The sequence below is a fragment of the Tamilnaduibacter salinus genome (assembly GCF_003096655.1).
GTDB classification, from domain to species: Bacteria; Pseudomonadota; Gammaproteobacteria; order Pseudomonadales; family Oleiphilaceae; genus Tamilnaduibacter; species Tamilnaduibacter salinus.
This window is the reverse complement of the sequence record NZ_QEKQ01000010.1, coordinates 13,248-33,698: the sequence shown is the minus strand read 5'-3', so window position 1 is coordinate 33,698 and position 20,451 is coordinate 13,248. Positions and strand designations below refer to the sequence as shown.

The 20,451-nt window shown below is 61.4% G+C and carries 22 protein-coding genes; 15 read left to right on the top strand and 7 right to left on the bottom strand.

Features of this window, described 5'->3' with window-relative positions; translation table 11 throughout:
• Positions 1 to 123: 123 nt before the first annotated feature.
• On the top strand, positions 124 to 552 hold the full coding sequence (locus C8D92_RS14215) for an Lrp/AsnC family transcriptional regulator (protein ID WP_095612182.1): 429 nt from the start codon (positions 124 to 126) through the stop codon (positions 550 to 552).
• 118 nt (positions 553 to 670) lie between these two features.
• Complete coding sequence (locus C8D92_RS14210; RefSeq protein WP_095612183.1) at positions 671 to 1,372, top strand: hypothetical protein; 702 nt, start codon at positions 671 to 673, stop codon at positions 1,370 to 1,372.
• 89 nt (positions 1,373 to 1,461) lie between these two features.
• Here the strand turns inward: C8D92_RS14210 and C8D92_RS14205 are convergent, their stop codons facing one another.
• The 3 genes from C8D92_RS14205 to C8D92_RS15720 all read right to left on the bottom strand — a co-directional run bounded on the left by C8D92_RS14205 (position 1,462) and on the right by C8D92_RS15720 (position 3,769).
• Complete coding sequence (locus C8D92_RS14205; RefSeq protein ID WP_116919750.1) at positions 1,462 to 2,295, bottom strand: metal-dependent hydrolase; 834 nt, start codon at positions 2,293 to 2,295, stop codon at positions 1,462 to 1,464.
• 119 nt (positions 2,296 to 2,414) lie between these two features.
• The gene (locus C8D92_RS14200) at positions 2,415 to 3,089 is read right to left on the bottom strand and encodes a Fe2+-dependent dioxygenase (protein WP_116919749.1); all 675 of its coding nucleotides are present in this window, start codon (positions 3,087 to 3,089) and stop codon (positions 2,415 to 2,417) included.
• 239 nt (positions 3,090 to 3,328) lie between these two features.
• Positions 3,329 to 3,769 carry a hypothetical protein gene (locus C8D92_RS15720; protein WP_165819287.1) on the bottom strand — a complete coding sequence of 147 codons (441 nt, stop codon included), beginning with the start codon at positions 3,767 to 3,769 and terminating at the stop codon, positions 3,329 to 3,331.
• Positions 3,770 to 3,790: 21 nt separating this feature from the next.
• Here C8D92_RS15720 and C8D92_RS15715 point away from each other — a divergent pair, with 21 nt between their 5' ends.
• The 6 genes from C8D92_RS15715 (at position 3,791) to oadA (ending at position 9,526) form a co-directional block, all read left to right on the top strand.
• Entirely contained in the window at positions 3,791 to 4,360 is a 570-nt protein-coding gene (locus C8D92_RS15715; protein ID WP_165819286.1) for a hypothetical protein, read from the top strand.
• Positions 4,361 to 4,545: 185 nt separating this feature from the next.
• Positions 4,546 to 5,115: an NAD/FAD-utilizing enzyme gene (locus tag C8D92_RS14190; RefSeq protein WP_095611683.1), complete on the top strand. Its 570-nt coding sequence runs from the start codon at positions 4,546 to 4,548 to the stop codon at positions 5,113 to 5,115.
• Between the two features lie 166 nt (positions 5,116 to 5,281).
• Positions 5,282 to 5,584: a hypothetical protein gene (locus tag C8D92_RS14185; protein WP_133243132.1), complete on the top strand. Its 303-nt coding sequence runs from the start codon at positions 5,282 to 5,284 to the stop codon at positions 5,582 to 5,584.
• An 84-nt stretch (positions 5,585 to 5,668) separates the two neighbouring features.
• Positions 5,669 to 6,271, top strand: coding sequence for a CBS domain-containing protein (locus C8D92_RS14180; protein WP_116919747.1), 603 nt, complete (start codon positions 5,669 to 5,671; stop codon positions 6,269 to 6,271).
• A 13-nt stretch (positions 6,272 to 6,284) separates the two neighbouring features.
• Positions 6,285 to 7,706 (top strand): acetyl-CoA carboxylase biotin carboxylase subunit, encoded by a 1,422-nt coding sequence (locus C8D92_RS14175; RefSeq protein WP_095611669.1) that lies wholly within the window; start codon positions 6,285 to 6,287, stop codon positions 7,704 to 7,706.
• A 23-nt stretch (positions 7,707 to 7,729) separates the two neighbouring features.
• Positions 7,730 to 9,526 carry a sodium-extruding oxaloacetate decarboxylase subunit alpha gene (gene oadA, locus C8D92_RS14170; RefSeq protein ID WP_116919746.1) on the top strand — a complete coding sequence of 599 codons (1,797 nt, stop codon included), beginning with the start codon at positions 7,730 to 7,732 and terminating at the stop codon, positions 9,524 to 9,526.
• A gap of 26 nt (positions 9,527 to 9,552) precedes the next feature.
• Here the strand turns inward: oadA and C8D92_RS14165 are convergent, their stop codons facing one another.
• Positions 9,553 to 10,317 carry a substrate-binding periplasmic protein gene (locus C8D92_RS14165; protein WP_116919745.1) on the bottom strand — a complete coding sequence of 255 codons (765 nt, stop codon included), beginning with the start codon at positions 10,315 to 10,317 and terminating at the stop codon, positions 9,553 to 9,555.
• A 192-nt stretch (positions 10,318 to 10,509) separates the two neighbouring features.
• On the opposite strand from C8D92_RS14165, the gene C8D92_RS14160 reads away from it, so the two are divergent.
• Together C8D92_RS14160 and C8D92_RS14155 are read left to right on the top strand one after the other, a co-directional pair.
• Positions 10,510 to 10,803, top strand: a complete 294-nt coding sequence (locus C8D92_RS14160) for a hypothetical protein (protein ID WP_095611672.1) — start codon at positions 10,510 to 10,512, stop codon at positions 10,801 to 10,803.
• A gap of 128 nt (positions 10,804 to 10,931) precedes the next feature.
• A complete protein-coding gene (locus tag C8D92_RS14155; protein WP_165819285.1) occupies positions 10,932 to 11,825 on the top strand; it encodes a lysophospholipid acyltransferase family protein in 894 nt (297 codons plus the stop codon).
• Here the strand turns inward: C8D92_RS14155 and C8D92_RS14150 are convergent.
• A complete protein-coding gene (locus tag C8D92_RS14150) occupies positions 11,785 to 12,399 on the bottom strand; it encodes a nucleoside 2-deoxyribosyltransferase (RefSeq protein WP_116919743.1) in 615 nt (204 codons plus the stop codon). The genes C8D92_RS14155 and C8D92_RS14150 overlap by 41 nt on opposite strands.
• Before the next feature lie 52 nt (positions 12,400 to 12,451).
• Here C8D92_RS14150 and C8D92_RS14145 point away from each other — a divergent pair, with 52 nt between their 5' ends.
• The 4 genes from C8D92_RS14145 (at position 12,452) to C8D92_RS14130 (ending at position 14,525) form a co-directional block, all read left to right on the top strand.
• Positions 12,452 to 12,718, top strand: coding sequence for a DksA/TraR family C4-type zinc finger protein (locus C8D92_RS14145; protein WP_095611684.1), 267 nt, complete (start codon positions 12,452 to 12,454; stop codon positions 12,716 to 12,718).
• 25 nt (positions 12,719 to 12,743) lie between these two features.
• Positions 12,744 to 13,433 (top strand): Rossmann-fold NAD(P)-binding domain-containing protein, encoded by a 690-nt coding sequence (locus C8D92_RS14140; RefSeq protein WP_207775188.1) that lies wholly within the window; start codon positions 12,744 to 12,746, stop codon positions 13,431 to 13,433.
• Positions 13,434 to 13,504: 71 nt separating this feature from the next.
• Positions 13,505 to 14,218, top strand: a complete 714-nt coding sequence (locus C8D92_RS14135) for an AzlC family ABC transporter permease (RefSeq protein ID WP_116919742.1) — start codon at positions 13,505 to 13,507, stop codon at positions 14,216 to 14,218.
• A complete protein-coding gene (locus tag C8D92_RS14130; RefSeq protein ID WP_095611676.1) occupies positions 14,208 to 14,525 on the top strand; it encodes an AzlD family protein in 318 nt (105 codons plus the stop codon). Before C8D92_RS14135 ends, C8D92_RS14130 begins: the two co-directional genes overlap by 11 nt.
• Here C8D92_RS14130 and C8D92_RS14125 read toward each other — a convergent pair.
• The gene (locus C8D92_RS14125; protein ID WP_243402459.1) at positions 14,507 to 17,368 is read right to left on the bottom strand and encodes an HD domain-containing phosphohydrolase; all 2,862 of its coding nucleotides are present in this window, start codon (positions 17,366 to 17,368) and stop codon (positions 14,507 to 14,509) included. The genes C8D92_RS14130 and C8D92_RS14125 overlap by 19 nt on opposite strands.
• Before the next feature lie 178 nt (positions 17,369 to 17,546).
• Positions 17,547 to 18,551, bottom strand: coding sequence for a GlxA family transcriptional regulator (locus C8D92_RS14120; protein ID WP_243402458.1), 1,005 nt, complete (start codon positions 18,549 to 18,551; stop codon positions 17,547 to 17,549).
• A gap of 72 nt (positions 18,552 to 18,623) precedes the next feature.
• Here C8D92_RS14120 and C8D92_RS14115 point away from each other — a divergent pair, with 72 nt between their 5' ends.
• On the top strand, positions 18,624 to 20,435 hold the full coding sequence (locus C8D92_RS14115; RefSeq protein ID WP_116919741.1) for an acyl-CoA dehydrogenase: 1,812 nt from the start codon (positions 18,624 to 18,626) through the stop codon (positions 20,433 to 20,435).
• The last annotated feature ends 16 nt before the right edge of the window (positions 20,436 to 20,451 follow it).

Below are 20,451 nucleotides of genomic sequence, written 5' to 3'. Positions count from 1 at the left end.
GCCATTTCCTGCGCCGTTTTCAGTGCGTTGGCGCCAGTATGGCGATCGTGACTGTCAAATTGTAGTTTCGAAATGATCGATTTGATGCCAGTATTGATCAAAATAACGAAGTAAGTGATCAATATGATTGGTTCGCAGGATGAGCGCCTGATTGCGCTGCTACGACGCAATGCCCGCGCCAGCATATCGGACCTCGCCCGGGCCCTGAATCTGTCGCGCTCCACAGTCCAGAACCGCTTGGAGCGGTTGGAAACCCGGGGGGTTATCCAGGGTTACTCGGTTGAGCTGGGCGGTGATTATGCGGCCCGGCGGGTGCAGGCTCATGTGTCGATCAAGGTCCACCAGAAACTGACGGTGAAGGTCAACGCGGCGCTGGAGCAGCTCAGTCACGTTACCCAGCTCTATTCCGTCAGTGGCGAGTACGACCTGATAGCCATCGTCGAGGCCCAGTCTCTGGAGCAGCTGAGTGCCGTGCTGGATGATATTGGCAACCTTGACGGTGTGGAACGGACCAACTCGGCTGTGGTTCTGGAAACCCGTTTCCGGCGATGACGGGTTTGACCGAGGTGACCGGTTCCGTTGCATCGCAGCCAATGTCGCCTGACAGCGCACGGGGAATACTGGGACCGATCGATACCCAATCGCTGACGACGACAAAAACGAGGCTGCCATGAGCGAGAAAACGGCCTACTGGGGGTTCCCCATTCGAAACGAGTTGCACGAGGAAGCGCGGGAAACCGCCGAGCGCATTCACAGAGGCGACGCCGGTGCGAAGAGGCTCAGCGGTGACGCGGCGAACATCGTCATCCAACTGACGGACCATGGGCTGGAAAGTTATTACCAGCGCCCGACGGAAATCGTGCCCCTCAGTGGTGGTATGCAGAAGACCGCCGATTCCGGAATCAAGGCGGTCATGAGCGCCATTCGGATGGTGATCCGTCAGTTCTTCAGCAAACGAAGCGAAGATGAGCTCCGGGAACTGAGCACCTATCTCGAGAGCATGCTCTGGGTTCACCCGGAGACGGGCGAGGCACACCTGGTTTTCACTATTGATGCCGATCTGCATCGGCGGGCGACCGACCTGATCGCGCAGACCCGCAATGACAGCAACCCCGAGAATTACATCGGTGATGTGATCGACACGCTTTGCGAAGTGGTTGAACTGAGCATCCATCATTACTACCACCAGCCGACCAACAAGGTGGCGATGGGCGGTGTGACCAAAAAGAGCGCCGATATGGGCATCAGCACCGCAGAGAAGGGGATTCGTCGGTTGTTGGACAAGCTGCTGCGGTCACTCAAACACGAGCAGCTTGTGGAGTTGTCCCATCACCTGGAAAGCCTGATTCACGATGAGAGCCGGGCGTCGTGATCATACCATCGGATACGCGATAAAAAACGGGCACCCCGAGGTGCCCGTTTTTTCGCCATACTCTGTGGCGGTTCACTTGGTCTGGCGTCTCACTTGGCACCGATCTCACGGCGCCAGCGATGTAGCAGAAATTGCGTATCGTGCTGCCAGGGGTGGAAGCCCGGCTTGAAGTAGTCCAGGAACTCCGGAATGGTCCGGCTGAATAGGCCGCGACGGCCCCAGAGTCGGGAGAGCCCGCGGACCGTGGAACGAATGTTCAGCAACTGGCGATCCTGGCGCATCAGCTCCAGTGTGAACGCATGGATGGCGAACAGGATGAAGGTGGTTGCCAGCACCATGATGCCCATCCGAAGCGCATAATCCACCACGTCCTGATCGTAAAGGGCCTGGTAGGTGTCAAAGGCAACGGCCTTGTGCTCGTTCTCCTCAATGCAATGCCAGACCCAGAGTTTGCGCATCGATGGGTCAATGGCCTCGACCATGTCTTCCTGTTTCATCAGCTGTGCCGACAGAATACCGGTAAAGTGCTCCAGAGCGACGGTCCCGGCCAAGTGGCACCGCTTGTTGTTCAGAAAGGGCACTTTCTTTACGTCCAGCATGCCGCGAATCCAACCCTCAAGGCGCTTGATGTTGAACCCATGGGTAAGCGCCGCTTCATTGAAGGCGCCATGTTCCTTCGCGTGCATGGCCTCCTGGCCGATGAACGCACCAATGTCTTTCTGGAGCTGAGGGTCGTCGATCTGATCCCGGACAGCGCGGACACTGTCCACGAAAAACGTCTCCCCATCCGGAAACAGAGAAGACAGCGCATTGAAAATGTGGGTCATGAACGCGTCATTATCGACCCAGTGCTTTGGCACGGATGAAAACTCAAAGTCCTGCCGCCGTACCGGGAAGGACGGTTTCGCCGCAGCGGTTGCCATTGGGTTGCTCCCCTGTTGTGTGTCGTTCTGGTACTCAGTTTACGGCCAACGGGAAGGGAGCGACCGATCAATGGGGGACAGATACCGGTCCGGCCAGTGAGGTTTCTGGCCGGACCGTATCAGACATCACTCCAGAAACGCTGGAGATTGGCGAGCGATTTGGTCAGCAGATCGAACTCATGGGTTTTTCCCTGCTTTTCGAAAAGCTGGCGGCGGGCCGTGTCCAGATCGAACAGGACCTCCCGTTGTGCCGGATCCCGAATGGTGCTCTGTGCCCAGCCGATCGCCACGCGACGCTCTCCCCGTGTGACAGACTCGACCCGGTGCAGTGTGGATGAGGGATAGACGATGGCGGCGCCCGCCGGCAGTTTGTAGGTCTGCTCGCCGGCGGTGGTATCTGTGACCAGTTCGCCACCGTCGTAATCCTCGGGGTCATCGAGAAACACAGTGAACGAGACGTCTGTTCTCAGACGGCCGGGTCCCTGGCCCATGATCGGATCGTCCACGTGGTTGCCATAAGTCATACCATCCCGATAGCGACTGAAGACCAACGGTGTGATGCGGTGAGGGCGGACGGCCATCTGGAATACGGGATGGTTTTGCAGGTGTTCAAGCACCTCCTGACGGAGCGCGTCCATCGTAGTGTCACCGGTGATCATCTGTTCGTTCTGTTTCACCAGCCTGGCGTGCCAGCCGGCCGTTTTCCGGCCGTCGGCAAAGGATGCCTGGTCGACCGCGCTTCGAATTCGTATGAGCTGCTCTTGAGAGAGAATGTTGCCGATGTTGAGAATCATCCCGGTTTCCGTATTGAGTTATTAATGCGAACTATTTACATTGTTGGCCCTGTACACCCAATAATGCGATGCCGATGCTCACTGTGGCAACTAACACGGGGGCCGAAGCGTCGTGGACACCTCAGAAACAGGATGCGTTTTCGATGAAGACAACAACCAAACTCTGGATGGGCATCGGTGTTGCCACTGTACTGACAGGGCAATACGCCGTCGCTCATGAGGGCGAACACCACACCGATTCAAAAGAGGCCGAGGCGAGCGCTTCGCACGGTGGAGAATCCGCCGGGCATCAAGGCGGCGAAGGCGGTGAACACCACGGTGGTGAAGGCGGCGAACACCACGGTGGTGAAGGCGGCGAACACCACGGTGGTGAAGGCGGTGAACACCACGGTGGTGAAGGCGGTGAACACCACGGTGGTGAAGGTGGCGAACACCACGGCGGCGAAGGCGGTGAACACCACGGCGGCGAAGGCGGTGAACACCACGGCGGTGAAGGTGGAGAAAACCATGCCGGCCTTGGTGACGCCTTCAGTTACTTCGCTGCGGGCGGCGAAGGTGGTGAAGGCGGAGAAGGCGGAGAAGGCGGAGAAGGCGGAGAAGGCGGAGAAGGCGGCTCCGTCCCCTCTGCTGTTGAGTCCGATGGCGTATACCTGGCTCTCCTTGGCCAGATGCGCGGTCACCTGATTGCTGCGCGAGAGCTGTTGACCGCGGATCAGGTCCCGGCCGGTCGTCCCCACCTGACACATCCATGGATTGAGCTGAATGACGCGGTTGAGGCCGGTGCTGAAGCCCGTGGTCAGGATGCTCTGAGTGGCAAGCTCAAGGCATTGGCGGAGGAAACGGATTCGGTCACCAACTGGGCAGGCGTCAAAGCGGAGTACCAGGCGGCGTGGTCGGCGATTGATCAGGCCGCTGATGCCGTCCCCGCGGATGTTCGCTCTGAGCCGGCCACGATAGCCCGAGTGGTGCTCGTGCTGACCAAGCAGGCGGCACTGGAATACGACGAAGCCATAGACGGTCAGAGGTTCGTCGCGGATCATGAGTATCAGGATGGGCGTGGATTTGTGCTTGCAGCTCGGGATTACCTGAAGGAACAGTCCGCCAGTCTGAAAAAGGTGGATGCGGATGCCTACCGTGACGTGATGCAGTCGTTAGAGAGCCTCTCTGCGGCCTGGCCATCGGCCATTCCTCCGAAAACACCGGCGCTGCAGCCCGGCGACGTGTATGCGAACCAGTCACGGCTGGAGTTGAGCCTCTCCGATTTTTTATAGCACCCGTCGACCTTTGCCGGGCTCCGCCGGGAGCCCGGCCTATTCCCTCCCTTCTCTGCTGACACCGGCAATGCTCAAATCAGTTTGCATCCTGATATGGTTGTGCGAAAATTGATCACCACACGGCAGTTCCTTGTCTGATCCAACCGGTGTGTGGAAACCGGTCCTGGAGAGGGGAGTTGACCATGACATTGACGCGGTACTACTTCATCAGCGACGACCTCGATGACCTTGAGGCCTTTGAGGAAGAACTGGAACGGGAGAACGTCAGTACCACCCAGATTCATCTGCTGACCCTGAACGAGTCAGAAGCATCCCGTCACCATCACCTGCATCAGGTGACCTCGTTCATGAAACAGGACATCATTCATTCAACATTGATCGGCATCGGCGTTGGCGTGCCGTTGGCGTTACTGGTGCTGTTGGTGGCTTACACCGCCGGCTGGACCGCAACGTCGGCTGGCTGGGCGCCGTTTGTGCTGCTGTCTCTGATCGTCTTCGGGTTTTGTGCATGGCAGGGCGGACTTTGGGGCATCCAGACACCGAACGTGGCGTTCAAACGCTTTGACAAGGCGCTGAAAGAGGGACGTCACGTGTTCTTCGTCGACGCGGCCCGTGATCAGGGCGACACACTGAAACGGGTGGCCGCACGGCACACGACCGTTGAGGCGGTTGGTTATGAACGGGGCGCTCCCGCCTGGCTGGTGTTTTCCCAGTACCGACTGAAACGGTTCTTCACCGAAACGTTCCCCTGAGTCCATTGTTGGGTGTGGACGACGGGGTGTCTTTCGCGGAAGGCGGTCTCCTGTGTTATAACAGGTAGGTAGCAACGAAACTAAACGCCTCCCGGTCGGCTTGATGATGAGCGACAGCAACCGGGAGACTGGTCGGGTGGGCCAAAGGATGTTTCCGGTGTCGTTCATGAGGAATCGACTGAATCTGGTTCTGCTGCTGGTGGTGCTGTTTGCCGGTGCCACGGCGTGTTACCAGGCCGATCTTGCATCCGGGCCGGCGTACAGCCATATCGGCATTGGGCTCTCCGAAGATGCCGGTGTGGGCGAGGATGGTACGTCTCCCCTGGGCATCCTGCCCGTACTCTGTTGGTTTTTCCTCCTGGCGATTCCCCGTTGTCTCGGGCGCCTGCCGCTCCTTCCCGGTCGCCGGGTCCGGCCCAGACTCATTACATACCCCGCTTTGCCACAGGGGCCGCCACGCCGCGCCTGAATCCGGTGTTGTCATCGTGACGATCCGCCAACGTCAACGTGCGTCTGAGGACCGTCCGAATCATCCGATTTCAGGAGGTGTGCCATGAGCAGCCACTATCATTCCCTGCCCACTGTGGAACAGCTGGGTACCCAGCACATCGCTCACCCTGAGGTTCACGCGGACCTCGACAGCGAAGATCCCGCCCGCTCCGTGATGACCGATTTCCGGGACCAACGCCCGCCGGTCATCAGCGAGAACATGGACGTGGGCGACGCCCGTCTCCGTATGAAAATGGCCGACTCGGCGCTCAAACTGGTGGTCAATGGCGCCGGTGACTGCATCGGCCTGGTCACTCTCAAGGACGTACTTGGCCGCAAAGCCATGGCCAGGGCCTATCGCATGGGGATGAGCCTCGAGGACGTGAATGTCCGCGACATCATGCAGCCGATCGGTCAATTGCCGGCTATCGATATCCGGGCTCTTAAGGACGCCCGGGTCGGGGATTTGGTATCCACCTTCAATAAGGCCCATGCTGAGCACATGCTCGTTGTGGATCGACAGTCGCAGGACCCGGCGCTCGCCGGCCTGCGGGGGCTGATCTCAGCCAGCCACATCACCCGACGCCTCAAGGTGTCGTTGGACAGCCGCGCCCGGGCGACGTCGTTCTCGGAGATCGTGAATGCCGTTCAGGGCCGGTTCGATTAACGGAGGGTTTTCCATGTCCATAAAAAAGGTGCTGATCGCCAATCGCGGTGAGATCGCGGTGCGGATCGCCCGGGCCTGCCAGGAGCTGGGCATCAAGGCAGTGGCCATCTATTCGGAGGCGGATCAGTACTCGCTTCACGTCAAGAAGGCGGACGAGGCGCACTGCATCAGTCGCGATCCGTTGTCCGGCTACCTGAACCCGCATCATGTGGTGAATCTGGCGGTGGAAACTGGCTGTGATGCCCTGCATCCCGGCTACGGGTTCCTGTCGGAGAATCATGAACTCGCGTCTGTCTGCCGTGATCGGGGCATTCAGTTCATCGGGCCAGCGGCTGAGGTCATCCGCTCCATGGGTGACAAAACCGAGGCGAGGACCACAGCCATCAACTCCGGTGTGCCCGTCACGCCGGGGTCGGAGGGGAACCTCCGGGATGTGGAGGATGCCGTCGTGCAGGCCAACCGCATTGGTTACCCGGTCATGCTCAAGGCCACCTCCGGTGGGGGTGGTCGTGGCATCCGGCGCTGCGATAACGATCAGGAGATGCGACAGAACTATGAGCGGGTGATTTCCGAGGCCACCAAAGCCTTTGGCAGTGCCGAGGTATTCCTGGAGAAGTGCATCGTCAACCCCCGCCACATCGAAGTGCAGATCCTCGCGGACCGACAGGGCAACGCGGTGCATCTCTACGAGCGGGACTGCTCGATCCAGCGCCGTAACCAGAAACTGATTGAGCTGGCACCTTCGCCCCAGCTCTCCGAAGAGCAACGGGAGTACATCGGGGATCTGGCCGTGCGGGTGGCCAAAGGCTGCGGGTATGAAAACGCGGGCACTGTCGAATTCCTGCTGGACGATACGGGCGATTTCTACTTCATGGAAATGAACACCCGCGTTCAGGTCGAGCACACCATCAGCGAGGCAATCACCGGGATCGACATCGTCAAGGCGCAGATCCGAATTGCCGCCGGTGAGCCGTTGCCGGTCGACCAGTCCCAGATCCGCTACCGGGGCTTCGCCGCCCAGTTCCGGATCAATGCCGAGGATCCGAAAAACGGCTTCCTGCCCAGCTTCGGGCGGATCACCCGGTATTATTCAGCGGGCGGTCCGGGCGTACGTACCGACGCCGCCATGTACACGGGGTATGAGATTCCGCCTTACTATGACTCCATGTGCGCCAAGCTGATTGTCTGGGCCATGACCTGGCAGGAGCTGCTGGAGCGCAGCCGGCGCGCGCTCAATGACATGGGCATCTACGGGGTGAAAACCACCATCCCCTACTACCAGCAGATCCTGCAGCATCCGGACTTCGGGGCTGCCAACTTCAACACCAGCTTTGTCGAGAATCATCCGGAACTGCTGGACTACAGCACCAAGTCCCGGCCGGAATCCATTGCCACCGCCATTGCCGCCGCCATTGCCGCGCAGGCCGGCCTGTAATTCGCGAATCGGGAGAGATCACCATGGCAAAACGCAAGATTCACATCACCGACGTCATCCTGCGGGATGCGCATCAGTCCCTGATCGCCACCCGGTTGCGCACCGAAGACATGCTGCCGGCCTGCGAATGGCTGGATCAGGCCGGTTACTGGTCACTGGAGTGCTGGGGTGGGGCGACCTTCGACGCCTGTGTGCGTTTCCTGAAAGAAGATCCGTGGGAGCGGTTGCGCCAACTGAAAGCCGCCTTGCCCAACACCCGGCTGCAGATGCTGCTGCGGGGGCAGAACCTGCTGGGGTATCGCCATTACGCCGACGATGTGGTGGAGGCGTTCGTGCAAAAGGCCGCTGACAATGGCATCGATGTGTTCCGGATCTTCGACGCGTTGAACGATGTTCGGAATCTGGAAACCAGCATCAGGGCGGTCAAAAAGACCGGTAAGCACGCCCAGGGCACGCTCTGTTACACAGTCAGCCCGGTGCACGGGACCGAGGCGTTTCTCGATCAGGCCAAAGCGATGGTCGATCTGGGTGTCGACAGTATCGCCATCAAGGACATGGCCGGGTTGCTCACGCCCTCAGCGACTGCGGATCTGGTCAGCGGCCTGAAAAAGGACTTCAGTGTTCCGGTATTCCTGCATTCCCACTACACCTCCGGTATGGCCACCATGTGCCAGTGGGCCGCCATCGAGGCGGGTGTGGACCATATCGACACGGCGCTGTCGTCGTTCGCTGGTGGCACCAGTCACCCACCGACCGAATCGCTGGTGGCGGCGCTGCATGATGCCGGTTATGACACCGGGCTGGATCTGGAGACTGTGGACAAGGCCAACAACCATTTCCGGGAAGTGCGCAAGAAATACCACCAGTTCGAGAGTGACTATAACGGTGTCGATACGGGCGTTCTGCTGTCCCAGGTGCCAGGTGGCATGATGTCGAACCTGGCCAACCAGCTGCGGGAGCAGGGCGCTCTGGACCGGATTCGGGATGTGTTCGCCGAGATTCCCAGGGTACGGAAGGATCTGGGCTATCCGCCGCTGGTCACGCCCACGTCCCAGATCGTCGGTACCCAGGCGGTGATCAACGTCCTGTCGAGCGCTCGCTACGAGACCATCACCAACGAGGTGAAGAAGTACCTCCAGGGCTGGTACGGCAAGGCGCCGGGCGAAGTGGACAAGGCGCTGCAACGTCGTGCCGTGGGCAAGGAGGAGCTGATCGATGAGCGGCCGGCGAATCGGCTGACCAATGAGTTCCACAAGCTCAAGGAACAGGTGGGTGATCTGGCGACGACCGAAGAAGACGTTCTGACCTACGCCATGTTCCCGGATCAGGCCCAGACCTATCTGGAGCAGCGCCGGGACGGCACCCTGCAACCGGAAGTCCTCGAGCCGGTGCCCTCCGGAGAGACGAGTGGGGTGTCCACTGAGTTCAAGATCCGCGTGCACGGCGAGACCTACGACATCCACGTCACGGGCGCCAGCCCGTCCGGCGACTCCGAACGCCGGTTCTACATGACCGTGGATGGCGTGCCGGAGGAGATCCAGCTGGAGTCGATTGGCGCGCCTGCCGGTGCCGGAGGTGGCAGTGGCCATCGTGCCCGGGCGAGCAAGGAAGGCGATGTCACCACGACCATGCCGGGCAATATCGTGGACGTGCTGGTTCAGGAAGGGGACTCGGTCTCCGCCGGCGATCCGGTTCTGATTATTGAGGCGATGAAGATGGAAACTGAGGTCAAGGCAACCGTTTCGGGAGCCGTCGCCGCCGTTCATATCCAGAAAGGGGACCGGGTCACACCCGGCGACGTGCTGGTCGAGATTGAGTAGATCGGCCGCTGACCGGATGCGAAGGGTTATTCTGCATCCGGTCGGATCACGCCCTCGGAGGGAACATCGCGCAGATCGGCATACGGTCGGTAGATGGCGTCGGCGTTGACGGCGTCGATGGCGCTTTCAAGCCGCTGGTGCAAGGCGGTGTCACTGGCCCTAATGGCGAATCCCGCGTCCACCTGTTCGATTCGGCGGTAATAGACCGGCTGCTCCGCTTCCTTGCGAAGCCGTGTCATGACCGAAACCCGCTCAAAAACGACCGTATCCACCCGACTGGCGAGTAGCATGTTCACCACATTCTCCAGTGTGCCCTCCACAAACCGGTCCTGATCCAGCCCGGTGAGCTCGGCGATGAACCCCGTGTTTCCGAACGGAGTGCCAACGAAGGTGTTGGTCGCCTCTTTCAGCGCCAGGTGATCCCGGGACAGACTGAAGGCTTCCAGCCGGGTGGTGACGCGATGGCTGAGCTCCTGAGCAAATTGGTAGAAACGATCACTCTCCAGGCCGTATGGGGTGTGGCCGATCAGATCCACTTGGTCGGCCATCAGGGAGATCTTCGCCCGACTGTAAGGCATGATGTTCAGGCGAAGCGTCATGCCCGCTTCTCTGGCGACCGCGCGCAGCCATTCCACGCTGTATCCGGACGCCTCCTCCGTAATCAGTGGCGGAAACGGCTCCAGCCCGACCCGGAGTGTGTCTGTCGCACTCCGGACTGGGGCCGATACTGCCAGGATCATCAGGACCAGCGCAGCGCCGTGTCGCAATCGGGGTGAAAGAGTCTGTCGCATCACGGTTCATCGTAGCACCTGTGCGCCGCCTTTTCGGTTTACGATCGGTAAAAACCCCCCGCAACGGATGGCCAGAAAGCGATCCGAAACGTCCCCGGGTGACGCAATGGTCATCTCCCGGTAATGGCAGGGACGGGGCCGCTGTGTAGACTACAAAGCCGCTTTACATCAGACCAACGCGAAGGAGTCGTTATGACACGTGAATGGATTGCCGGATTATCGCTTGTCGCCATGCTCGGCCTGGCCGGTTGCAGTGACAGCAACGAAGGCGTCGATATGGATGAGGCGGCGGATAATGCCGAGGAAATGGTTGAGGATGCCGGCGACAGCATGGAAGAGACGGCCGAAGACGTGACGGGCACTCAGGAAGACACCATGGGCCAGATGAAGGAATCGGCCGAAGAGGCCGCTGAGGAAGTGGAAGAAGCCGCCGAGGAAGCCGGCGACGAAATGGAAGAAGCCACCGACGGAGACAGTCACTACTGATCCGACTCGGATGCGATCAGAGCCGGGCCTTCGGGGCCCGGTTTTTTTTGTCGGGTCGAACCGGGCGTTTTGTTGTATCGTGGCGTGTTTGGTTTTGTCATCTGCTCATGTCGTCCGGAACGTCTCTTATGTGGTTCAAGAATGCGATGGCCTATCTGGCCCTGGGCCTGATTCATCTGTTCTCCTTTCTGCCTCTGCCTGTCGCCCGCGGGATCGGCGCGGGGCTGGGCTGGCTGATCTGGCGGCTGAACGTCCGCAAAACCCGAATTTCCCGGAAAAACATTGCCATCTGCTTCCCGGAATGGTCCGAGGCGGACAGGGAAGCCCTGACCCGACAGAGTCTCATTGACTTTGGAAAAACCTGCGCGGAGATGGGCATGATCTGGTGCGGCTCCCGAAAACGGGTGGATCGTCTGATCCAGCGCGTGGATGGTCTGGAGCACCTTCAGGCGGCCAAGGCACAGGGCAAGGGCATTATTCTGCTGGCGCCGCACCTGGGTAACTGGGAAATTCTGAACCATTTCATTGCCTGGCACCTGCAGGCCACCGCCATGTACAAACCGGCGAAAATTCCGGCACTGGATCGGTTCATCTACAAAACCCGCAAACGGGTCGATGTCGGGCTGGTGCCCGCCGACCGCGATGGCGTGAACGCGCTATTCCGCCTGCTGGATGAGGGGGAGACCGTGGCGGTACTGCCGGACCAGCAGCCGAGCCGTCGTAGTGGGGTGTTTGCACCGTTTTTCGGTCACACCGCCTTGACGGGAAAGCTCACGGGTGAGCTGGCGCGTCACGGCTCGGCCAGCCTGTTGATGTGCTACGCATGGCGTCTTGAGGATGGCCGCTACGGCGTGTGCATGAAGCCCGGGCCTGAGGCCATGCGGGACCCGTCGCCGGAGCGCTCAGCCGCCGCACTGAATCAGGCCATTGAGGATTGTGTCCGTGCCTGCCCCGTGCACTATCAGTGGGGTTACAAACGTTTCAAGTATCAGCCGGATGACCAGGAGTTGCTCTACCGGTGAGGCGTTCGTGCGTCTGGCGGGACAGCTGCGCCCTGATGGACTCTACGGCCTGTCCGAACGCATCGCGGTCGAACGATTCAGAGGGGCGGAAACCGCCGGGCTCGTAGGGGCGGGATCCCCGGAACAGGTCGCCGCCGCGTGCGATGAGCCCGCAGTCGATCATGAGGTTGTCGCCCAGACCGAAGGGCTCGATGGCGGCACCGTTGTCATCCGTCGTTTCCCCGCGGCGCACACGATCATGGTAGGGCGTCGAGCACACCGTGAATCCCGCAGCCGCCCGGCCTCGAGCGATCATATAGCCGACTTCGAAGATGGTGCCGGCATCCGCGCTGGGTCCGCGGAAAGGGGTCAGGTTCGCAATGATGGCATCGCACCGGCCCATCAGCGCCCGGTTCGATTGATAGATCGTGGCGGCCTGCTCGCCGTCGGTGCCGCTCAGTTCAGGATCGTTGTCCGTCGGGGCAAGGCCTTCCAGTCCGAACCGATTGAGTAGCGCTTTTTTCTGCTGTGTAATGGACTCACGGGTGGCCGTGTCGAAGAAGACTTCCGGGCCGGCAAGGTAGACGGTCGCCATAACGCTGGGTTCCGGTGGCTGATTTCGGAAAATGATGTCACAGGAGGTTACCGTGGCTGGTGGCTGGGCGAAAGACGGTGCGGTTCAGGAGCAGATCGACAGCACCGTGGATGATGAACTGCAGCGGGCCCGCGCCCGCCTGCCGGAAGGCGAAAGCCTGACGCACTGCGAAGACTGCGACGAGCCGATTCCCGAGGCGCGCCGTATCGCGCTCCCCGGCGTACGGTTATGCGTGCAGTGTCAGGCTGAGCGGGATCGTCTCGATGGCCCGGCGAGCGGCTACAATCGTCGGGGCAGCAAGGACAGTCAATTGCGATAAGAAGACCAACCGGAGACGCAATCAGATGAAGGCGATGGTATTGGGCGCGACAGGACTTACCGGCCGGCAGGTATTGGCTGGTCTGCTTGAGGCACCGGAGGTCGAAACCGTGGTCGCACCGGTTCGGCGTCCGCTACGGACGCATTCAAAACTGGTCCAGCGGACCGTCGACTTCGACCATCTGGCCCCGGAGGCGGATTTGTTCGCCGTCGATGCCATCGTCTGCTGCCTGGGAACGACGATGGCCCGTGCCGGATCGAAAGCGGCCTTCCGGCGGGTGGATTACGACGTGCCGCTGGAGGCGGCGCGTCTGGGGCTTGAAAATGGCGCCCGCGCCTTTTTGCTGATGTCCGCTGTGGGCGCCTCGGCCCAGTCGCCGGTATTTTACAGCCGGGTGAAGGGGCAACTGGAGGAGGCGCTGGCCGACCTCGGCTACCCGCGCCTGTCCATTTATCATCCCGGGTTGCTTCTGGGGGAGCGACAGGAGCAGCGGACGGGTGAGTCGGCCATGGGAACCGTCATGCCGACGCTCAACGCGCTGCTTCCCGGCCCATTGAAACGCTATCGCGGGATTCCCGCCTCGACGGTTGCCCGGGCGATGGTCACGGAAGTGCGCCTGCTGAGTCCGTCCGAACTGCCTGATCCGCAGGTGATCGTCCGCCATTACGACGAGATGGAGAGTCTGGCGGCGGGACCGTTGACGACACCGGCATAGCACTGGTGCGCAAGCCGACCCTTCGGTTTTTACGGATGGGGTGCGCAGGGCGAACTCGTTAGGTTGCTTTGATGTTACCTGCATCCGCCTCTCAACTCCTCAACCCGACTGACGTGGGTCGCGAGTTCCTGCGCCTGCTGCCGATTGCGCTGTTCGTGATCGTGTTCGGTATTGCGTTTGGTCTGGCGTCGGTTCAGGCGGGGCTGACCGATTGGCAGGCCATTCTGATGAGCGTGACGGTGTTCGCCGGTGCCTCGCAGTTCGCCACACTGGAACTCTGGGGCCAGCACGTCTCCCTGCTGCCGTTGGTGGCGGTGGTGTTCGCCATCAACGCCCGGCACATCCTCATGGGTGCGGCCCTGTACCCGATGCTTCGTGAGCTGCCGGCCGGGCGTCGCTACGGCATCCTCTTCCTGCTGACCGATGCCAACTGGGCGGTGGCGAGTCAGGATTATCAGAATGGACGGCAGAACCTGTCAGTCATCCTCGGTGGCGGCCTGGTGCTGTGGCTGGCCTGGGTGGCGGGTACGGTGTTTGGCGTGACGTTTGGGGGGCTGGTGGCCAACCCCGAGCAGTACGGACTCGACATGGTGCTGGGGTGTTTTCTGCTCTCCATGGTGCTGGGCGGCAAACGCTCTCCCCGCGTGCTGTTGATCTGGACGGTGGCGGGCCTGAGTGCCGTTGCTGCTTACTGGTGGTTGCCGCCGCATACCCATGTGATTGTTGGTGCGCTAGCCGGCGGGGTGCTTGGCTACTGCTGGAAGGAGCGCCGCCATGGCGGTTGAAACCACGCCTTTCGCCGTGATCGCGATCATCATTCTGATGGCTCTGGTGACACTGGCCACGCGCCTGGGCGGGGTGTTCGCCATGTCGTTTGTGCGCATCCGACCCGGTGTGGAACGGTTCATCAACGCCATGGCCAGTTCGGTTCTGATTGCAGTCGTGGTGCCCATGGCCGTCAGTGGCGATGCCGGTGCCCGCGCAGCGCTGGGGGCGACGACGGCCGTGATGCTGCTGGTTGGGCGCCCCATGCCCGCCATTACCGCCGGGTTGGTGACGGCCGCGTCCGTCCGCTATCTGGTTGGCGCCTGATCACTGAAACCGGCTCGTGAGAGCAGATCGTCGTGGTTCACGTCATCCTGCTGATCCGCATGCAGGAAGCGTTCGCCATACTGACGGTAGATCCCGCCCTCCAGGAACAACCGGAATACGGTCCCGTCCAGATGCCCCTCCCACACCATCTTCGCCATGATGCTGAGCGCCTCTGAGAGCGTCTTGCCACGCTTGTAGGGGCGATCGACGGCGGTCAGCGCCTCGAAGACGTCCGCCACCGCCATGGCTTTTTCAGGAATGGTCATGGCGCTGCCGTGCAGTCGGTACGGGTAGCCTTCGCCATCCATTCGTTCATGGTGGGTGCCCGCCAGGCGTGGGACGCGGGAGAGGTGCTCGGGTAACGGCAGATTATCCAGCAGGCGGATGGTCTGGACGATGTGGTCGTTGATGTGAAAGCGCTCTTCCGGAGTCAGTGTGCCGCGCGGAATGGTCAGATTGTAGCGTTCGCCGAAGTGATAGGAGTACGGCGGCAGTGCCATGTCGAACCCCCAGCGGTTATGGGGATCATCGGGGCGCACCGGTGGGACGCGGTCTCCCCACGGCACGAGGTGCTGCGGTTTGTCGTCCAGCAGACGCTCGACGACCGGGCCATGTGGTTCGGGCGTGTCGGGCAGGCGCCGTTCCTCTTCCTGTGACAGGCCGATGCGGTCGCTGAAATGCCGCAGCCACGTGCGGTCTCCGATGCGGTGGATGGTGGCGATGGTCTCGTCATCGAGTGCTTCGCCGCCAAGATTGGTTTCGGCGATGACCCGGAAATCCCGTTGCAGGGCAGCCTGTTCCCGGTCCCGGATCTCACGCGCCGCCGCTTCGGGCTCTCCCTTGAGGCGGGCCTGTAGGTAGCGGATGTGGCTGTCGCGGTGGAGGACTTCAAAGCGGGTCCGGATTTCGTGGATACGGTCGTGGATGGTTTCCAGCTTGGTGGCCTTGTCCACGACGTATTCCGGGCTGGTGATCTTGCCACAGTCGTGCAGCCAAGCAGCGATGTGGAACTCGTAGGCTTCGCTGTCGTTCATGTGGAAGTCGGCGAAATCGCCGCCAGTCTGATGCCTGGCGGAGTCGATGATCATTTCCGCCAGTTGCGGCACCCGTTCACAGTGGCCGCTGGTGTAGGGCGATTTGGCGTCGATGGCGTCCGCCACCAGGTGAATCACACCATCGAGAAGATCGCGCTGGGACTGGATGAGCTGGCGGGTCTCGATGGCGACGGCGGCAGAGCCGGCCACTTCCGAGACAAAAGTGATCAGATCCCGGTCGAGGGTCTCATCGTCCGGGGTCAGGTCGATGACCAGAGCGCCCAGCAAATGGTTCTCGCGATCCCGGAGAATGGAGAAGACCGATTGCTCACCAAGCTCCGAGCGAAGCCGGTCCACCAGCGTCTCGTCATCGGTTGTGGTATCGACTGGGTCGAGTTGCTCCGGGTGATGTCCGGCTTGGCATTCCGCGGCCCGGTTCAGAACATGGGTCTTCCGATCAAGGAGGTAAATCGCGCCACTATGGCGCCCCAGTACCCGAATCAACTGTTCCAGAACGCCCTGAAGCATGACGTCCAGCCGCTGTTCCCGGTTGAGCGTCAGTGCAAGTCGCTGGAAGCCGCGGATGGTATTGGCCATGCTGCTCAGCGCACGAGCCAGCTCGCCGGCCTCGCGGATGCGCGAGCTCGTGTCGATCCCTTTGTCAAACCGGAAGTGCGCCAGCTCGTCCACTTGCCCCGCCAGATGCTTGAGCGGCTGACCAATCCGACGCCCCAGAAACCAGCCCAGCAGGAGCAGAAGGATCAGGATGGCAGCGGCGATCAGTGCCTGGCCGCGCACAACCTGCCAGGCACCGGCGAGCAGCTCCTGGGATGGGATGGCCAGACGAAGGCTCAGCTTGTCCGTTCCCAGATCGCTCAGGGGGACAATCATGCCGAACCAGTCCTGGCCGTCGGCCCGGAAGGGCTGGGGCTGGCTGGTGCGAAGGGTCTGCTCGGGGATGCCCGCCAGAGCCGGGGAGGTGAGGTCGGGCAGTCGTGCGAGCCCGTCGTTGTCGTTCGCCGCCATTAACCGATGCAACTCGGGATGGGCAATCACCGTACGGGTACCGTCAACAACAGCCATCTGCGTCCCGGGAGTGAGCTTCAGTCCCGTCAGTTGCTGGCTGAGGTCCGACAGGGTCACATCGAGCCCGACGACCGCACGGTTGGTGGCGGACTGGCGGGCCAGGGTGATGCCGATGTCCCGGGTTGTGAAGAACACGTAGGGGCCAGCCAGTATCGTGTCTTCGCTGACGGTGGCCTGGGAGAACCAGCCCCTTGTTCGCGGGTCGAACCGGTAGTCCGGCTTGGCTTGTCTCGTCAGTCGTTCCAGATTCGCGTTGAAGAAATGCCACTCGCCGACCGTTTCGCCATTCTGTGTGATCGTCTGGAGTAGGAATCGGGCATTCGGTGGTGCATTGAACCGTTCCTGCAGTGTCGCACTGGAGGCCTCGCGAAGCAGGAAGAAGTCGCCATTGGGGTAGCCAACGTAGGCGGCAGTGACCAGCTCGTTGGTCCGCAGGGTCTCTGCCAGGACCGGCAGCCGTGCCTGACGTTCCGGCAGGCTGCTGGCGCGGGTCAGCGGGTCATGGGCGAGAATGCGCAGGGCAGAGCGTGTGGGCCCGGTGGCGGCCTTCAGGCGGTCATTGAGGGTGGTGGAGAGCTGGCGAGTCGATTGCGAGGCGGCCGAGACGAGCCCGGAGGACATGCCACGATACCCCTGGAACACCAGCACGCTTGCCAGAACAAGCATCGCCAGTGTGATGGCGGAAGCGATCAGGATGCCAAGGGAAACTGACCGGCGTCTCATGGGGTTCGATCTCCGTCATTTCCGGCAGTGGTCCTTTCACTGTAGTCAACGCCGCCACTTCCTGAAGGAATTGATCAGCACGTCCTTAATGAATCGTTCCCTGGCCTTCTGTCCGGTTGAGTCGCTGAGATTGCGCGCCAGAGCCGCGCCCTATCAGGGGGCCAGTCAGGGAATGAACCTAACGTCCAAACCGCGCCCGGTACTGCCCTGGGGACAGCCCCGTATGCTTGCGGAACAGACGGCTGAAGGAGCTGACATCGTCGTAGCCGACCGCCTGAGTGATTCGCGCCAGTGGGGTGTTGGTGGACTCCAGGGACCGCCGAGCCGCTTCGACACGCAGCAGCTGGATGTAATGACGTGGGGTGTCGCCGGTGGCGCGCTGGAAACGGCGCAGCAGAGAGCGTTCGCCCAGCCCCGTGACCTCGCACAGATCAGCGGTATCCAGCGGTCGATGGAACTGCTCTTCGAGCCAGGATTGCAGTTTGTCGATGACCGGATCCTGATGATAGCGACGGTTCTGGAGGGTGGCGTAGGGCGCCTGACTCTGGCGGCCCGCATCAATCACAAAGGACCGGGACAGTTCCCGGGCGATTCGGTCACCGGCGTAGTAGGCCACGAGGTAGACGCCCAGATCCCACCAGGCCATGCCGCCGCCGGCACACGCCACCGGGCCGTCAACCGTGATCAGCCGCTCGGGATGGCAGTCGACTTGTGGGTAACGCGCGCGGAAGTGATCGGCAAACCCCCAGTGCGTGGTGGCGGTGCGACCGTCGAGCACGCCGGCCTCGGCCAGCAGAAAGGCGCCTGTGCAGTTGCTGGCCAGAGCAGCGCCCCGGTCCACCTGTTGGGCCAGATGGGGGAGAAGATCGGAATGTTCAGAGAGAACGTGCTCCATCGGGCCACCAATGGTCGGCACGATGACCAGATCGGCCTGGTCCGCATCCTGCCAACGACCGTGCGCGTCCAGGGTGATGCCGTTGATGCAGCGGCATGGACGACCATCGCGGGTCAGCAGCCGTACATGGAATTGCGGGTCTGGCTCTTCGTCCTGAATGCGTGCCCAGGTGACGCCGGCGAGCCGGAACAGGTCCATCATGCCCGTCATGGCGCTTGCCAGTGCTCCGGAGAAGCCGATGATTGCGACCTGGATCATGCCACTCACCCATGTGTCGGTAACGGCCATGATTATGTCAGGAATGACGGTTTTATGCAGGCCGCGGGTGTGACAGTCTGCCGTCAGATGAGGAGGCACATCATGACCGACACACTGATCGACCGCCGTGATCTGGCGTTCCAGCTTTACGATGTTCTCGATACCCAATCGCTGCTTGAACGGGACCGGTTCGCGGATCACAACCGTGAGACATTCGACGCCGTCATCGAGACGGCGGATCGCATGGCCCGGGAAACCTTCGCCAACCATAACCGGGACGCGGACAGGGACGAGCCGCGTTTTGAGAATGGCAAAGTCACCATGCTGCCCGAGGTCAAAGAAGGCTTTGACGCCTACGCCCAGGCCGGCTTCATTGCCGGTCGATACGATGAGTCATTGGGCGGGATGCAGTTGCCCGAGTCCATTATGGCCGCTTGCAATGGCTTCTTTACGGCCGCGAATCCCGGTACGGCCGGATACCCGTTCCTGACCACGGCGGCGGCCAACCTGATTCGTGTATTCGGTAATGACGAACAGAGGGACGCGTTCCTGCGCCCGATGCTGGAAGGGCGTTTCTCCGGCACCATGGCACTGACCGAGCCCCACGCAGGCTCCTCTCTGGCGGACATCCGCACGTCGGCCGCACCCACGGATGAGGGGCACTACCTGATCAAGGGTGCCAAGATTTACATTTCCGGCGGCGAACAGTCGATCACCGATAATATTGTGCACATGGTGCTGGCCCGGGTTCGTGGAGCGCCGGCGGGCGTCAAGGGTATCTCGCTGTTCATCGTGCCCAAGTACCGGCTGGACGATTCCGGGCAGCCGGGCGAGCGCAACGGGGTCTCGCTGGCAGGGCTGATCCACAAGCTGGGGTATCGTGGCACCACCTCGACGGCACTGAGTTTTGGCGACGACGCGCCTTGCCACGGCTACCTGGTGGGCGAGCCCAATCAGGGCCTGAAATACATGTTCCAGATGATGAATGAGGCCCGGGTGGGTGTCGGTTTTGGTGCGGCGGTGATCGGCTACCGGGGCTATATGCACAGCCTGGCGTACGCGCGGGACCGGACCCAGGGGCGCCAGGTATCCGACAAAGATCCCGAGTCTCCCCAGATCCCCATCATTGAGCATGCCGATGTCCGTCGCATGCTGCTGGCTCAGAAAGCCTATTGCGAAGGCGCTCTTGGGCTTTGCCTCTACGGCGCCCGGCTGATGGATGACCAGCAGACCCATCCGGACCCCGAGAAACGTGCGGCGGCCGGCACCTTGCTGGATCTGCTCACGCCGGTCATCAAGGCGTGGCCGTCGGAGTACGGAACCAAAGCCAACGATCTCGCCATTCAGGTCTACGGTGGCGCGGGCTATACCCGCGAGTACCCGGTGGAGCAGTGCTGGCGGGACAACCGTCTGAACCCGATCCACGAGGGCACGAACGGCATCCAGGCCATGGATCTGCTGGGCCGGAAGATCTGGCAGAACAAGAGCGAAGGGCTACAGCTGTTGATTAAGGAGATCCAGACCGACCTGGAAGCGGCCACCGAAGGGCGCCGCCAGCAATGGGCCCTGTCACTGAGTGAAACCCTTCAGCGGGCCGTGAAGGTGACGCAGGAACTCGGGGGCGCGTTGATGAACGAGGGGCCGGAGCCGGTGCTGGCCAACGCTCACTGCTACCTGACCCTGCTTGGGCACATCACGGTGGCGTGGATCTGGCTCAGGCAGGCGAACGCCGCCGCTCAGTACCTCGGCAATCACGGTGCTGAATTGACGGCCAGTGATCGGGCCTTCTACGAGGGCAAGATGCAGGCGGCCCAGTACTTCTTCCACTGGGAGCTGCCGACGGTGGCGCAGGATCTGATGCTGCTTGAGCGGCGTGATGATACGTGTCTCAACATGGAGCCGGACTGGTTCTAGGCGTCTGGGCAGGTGC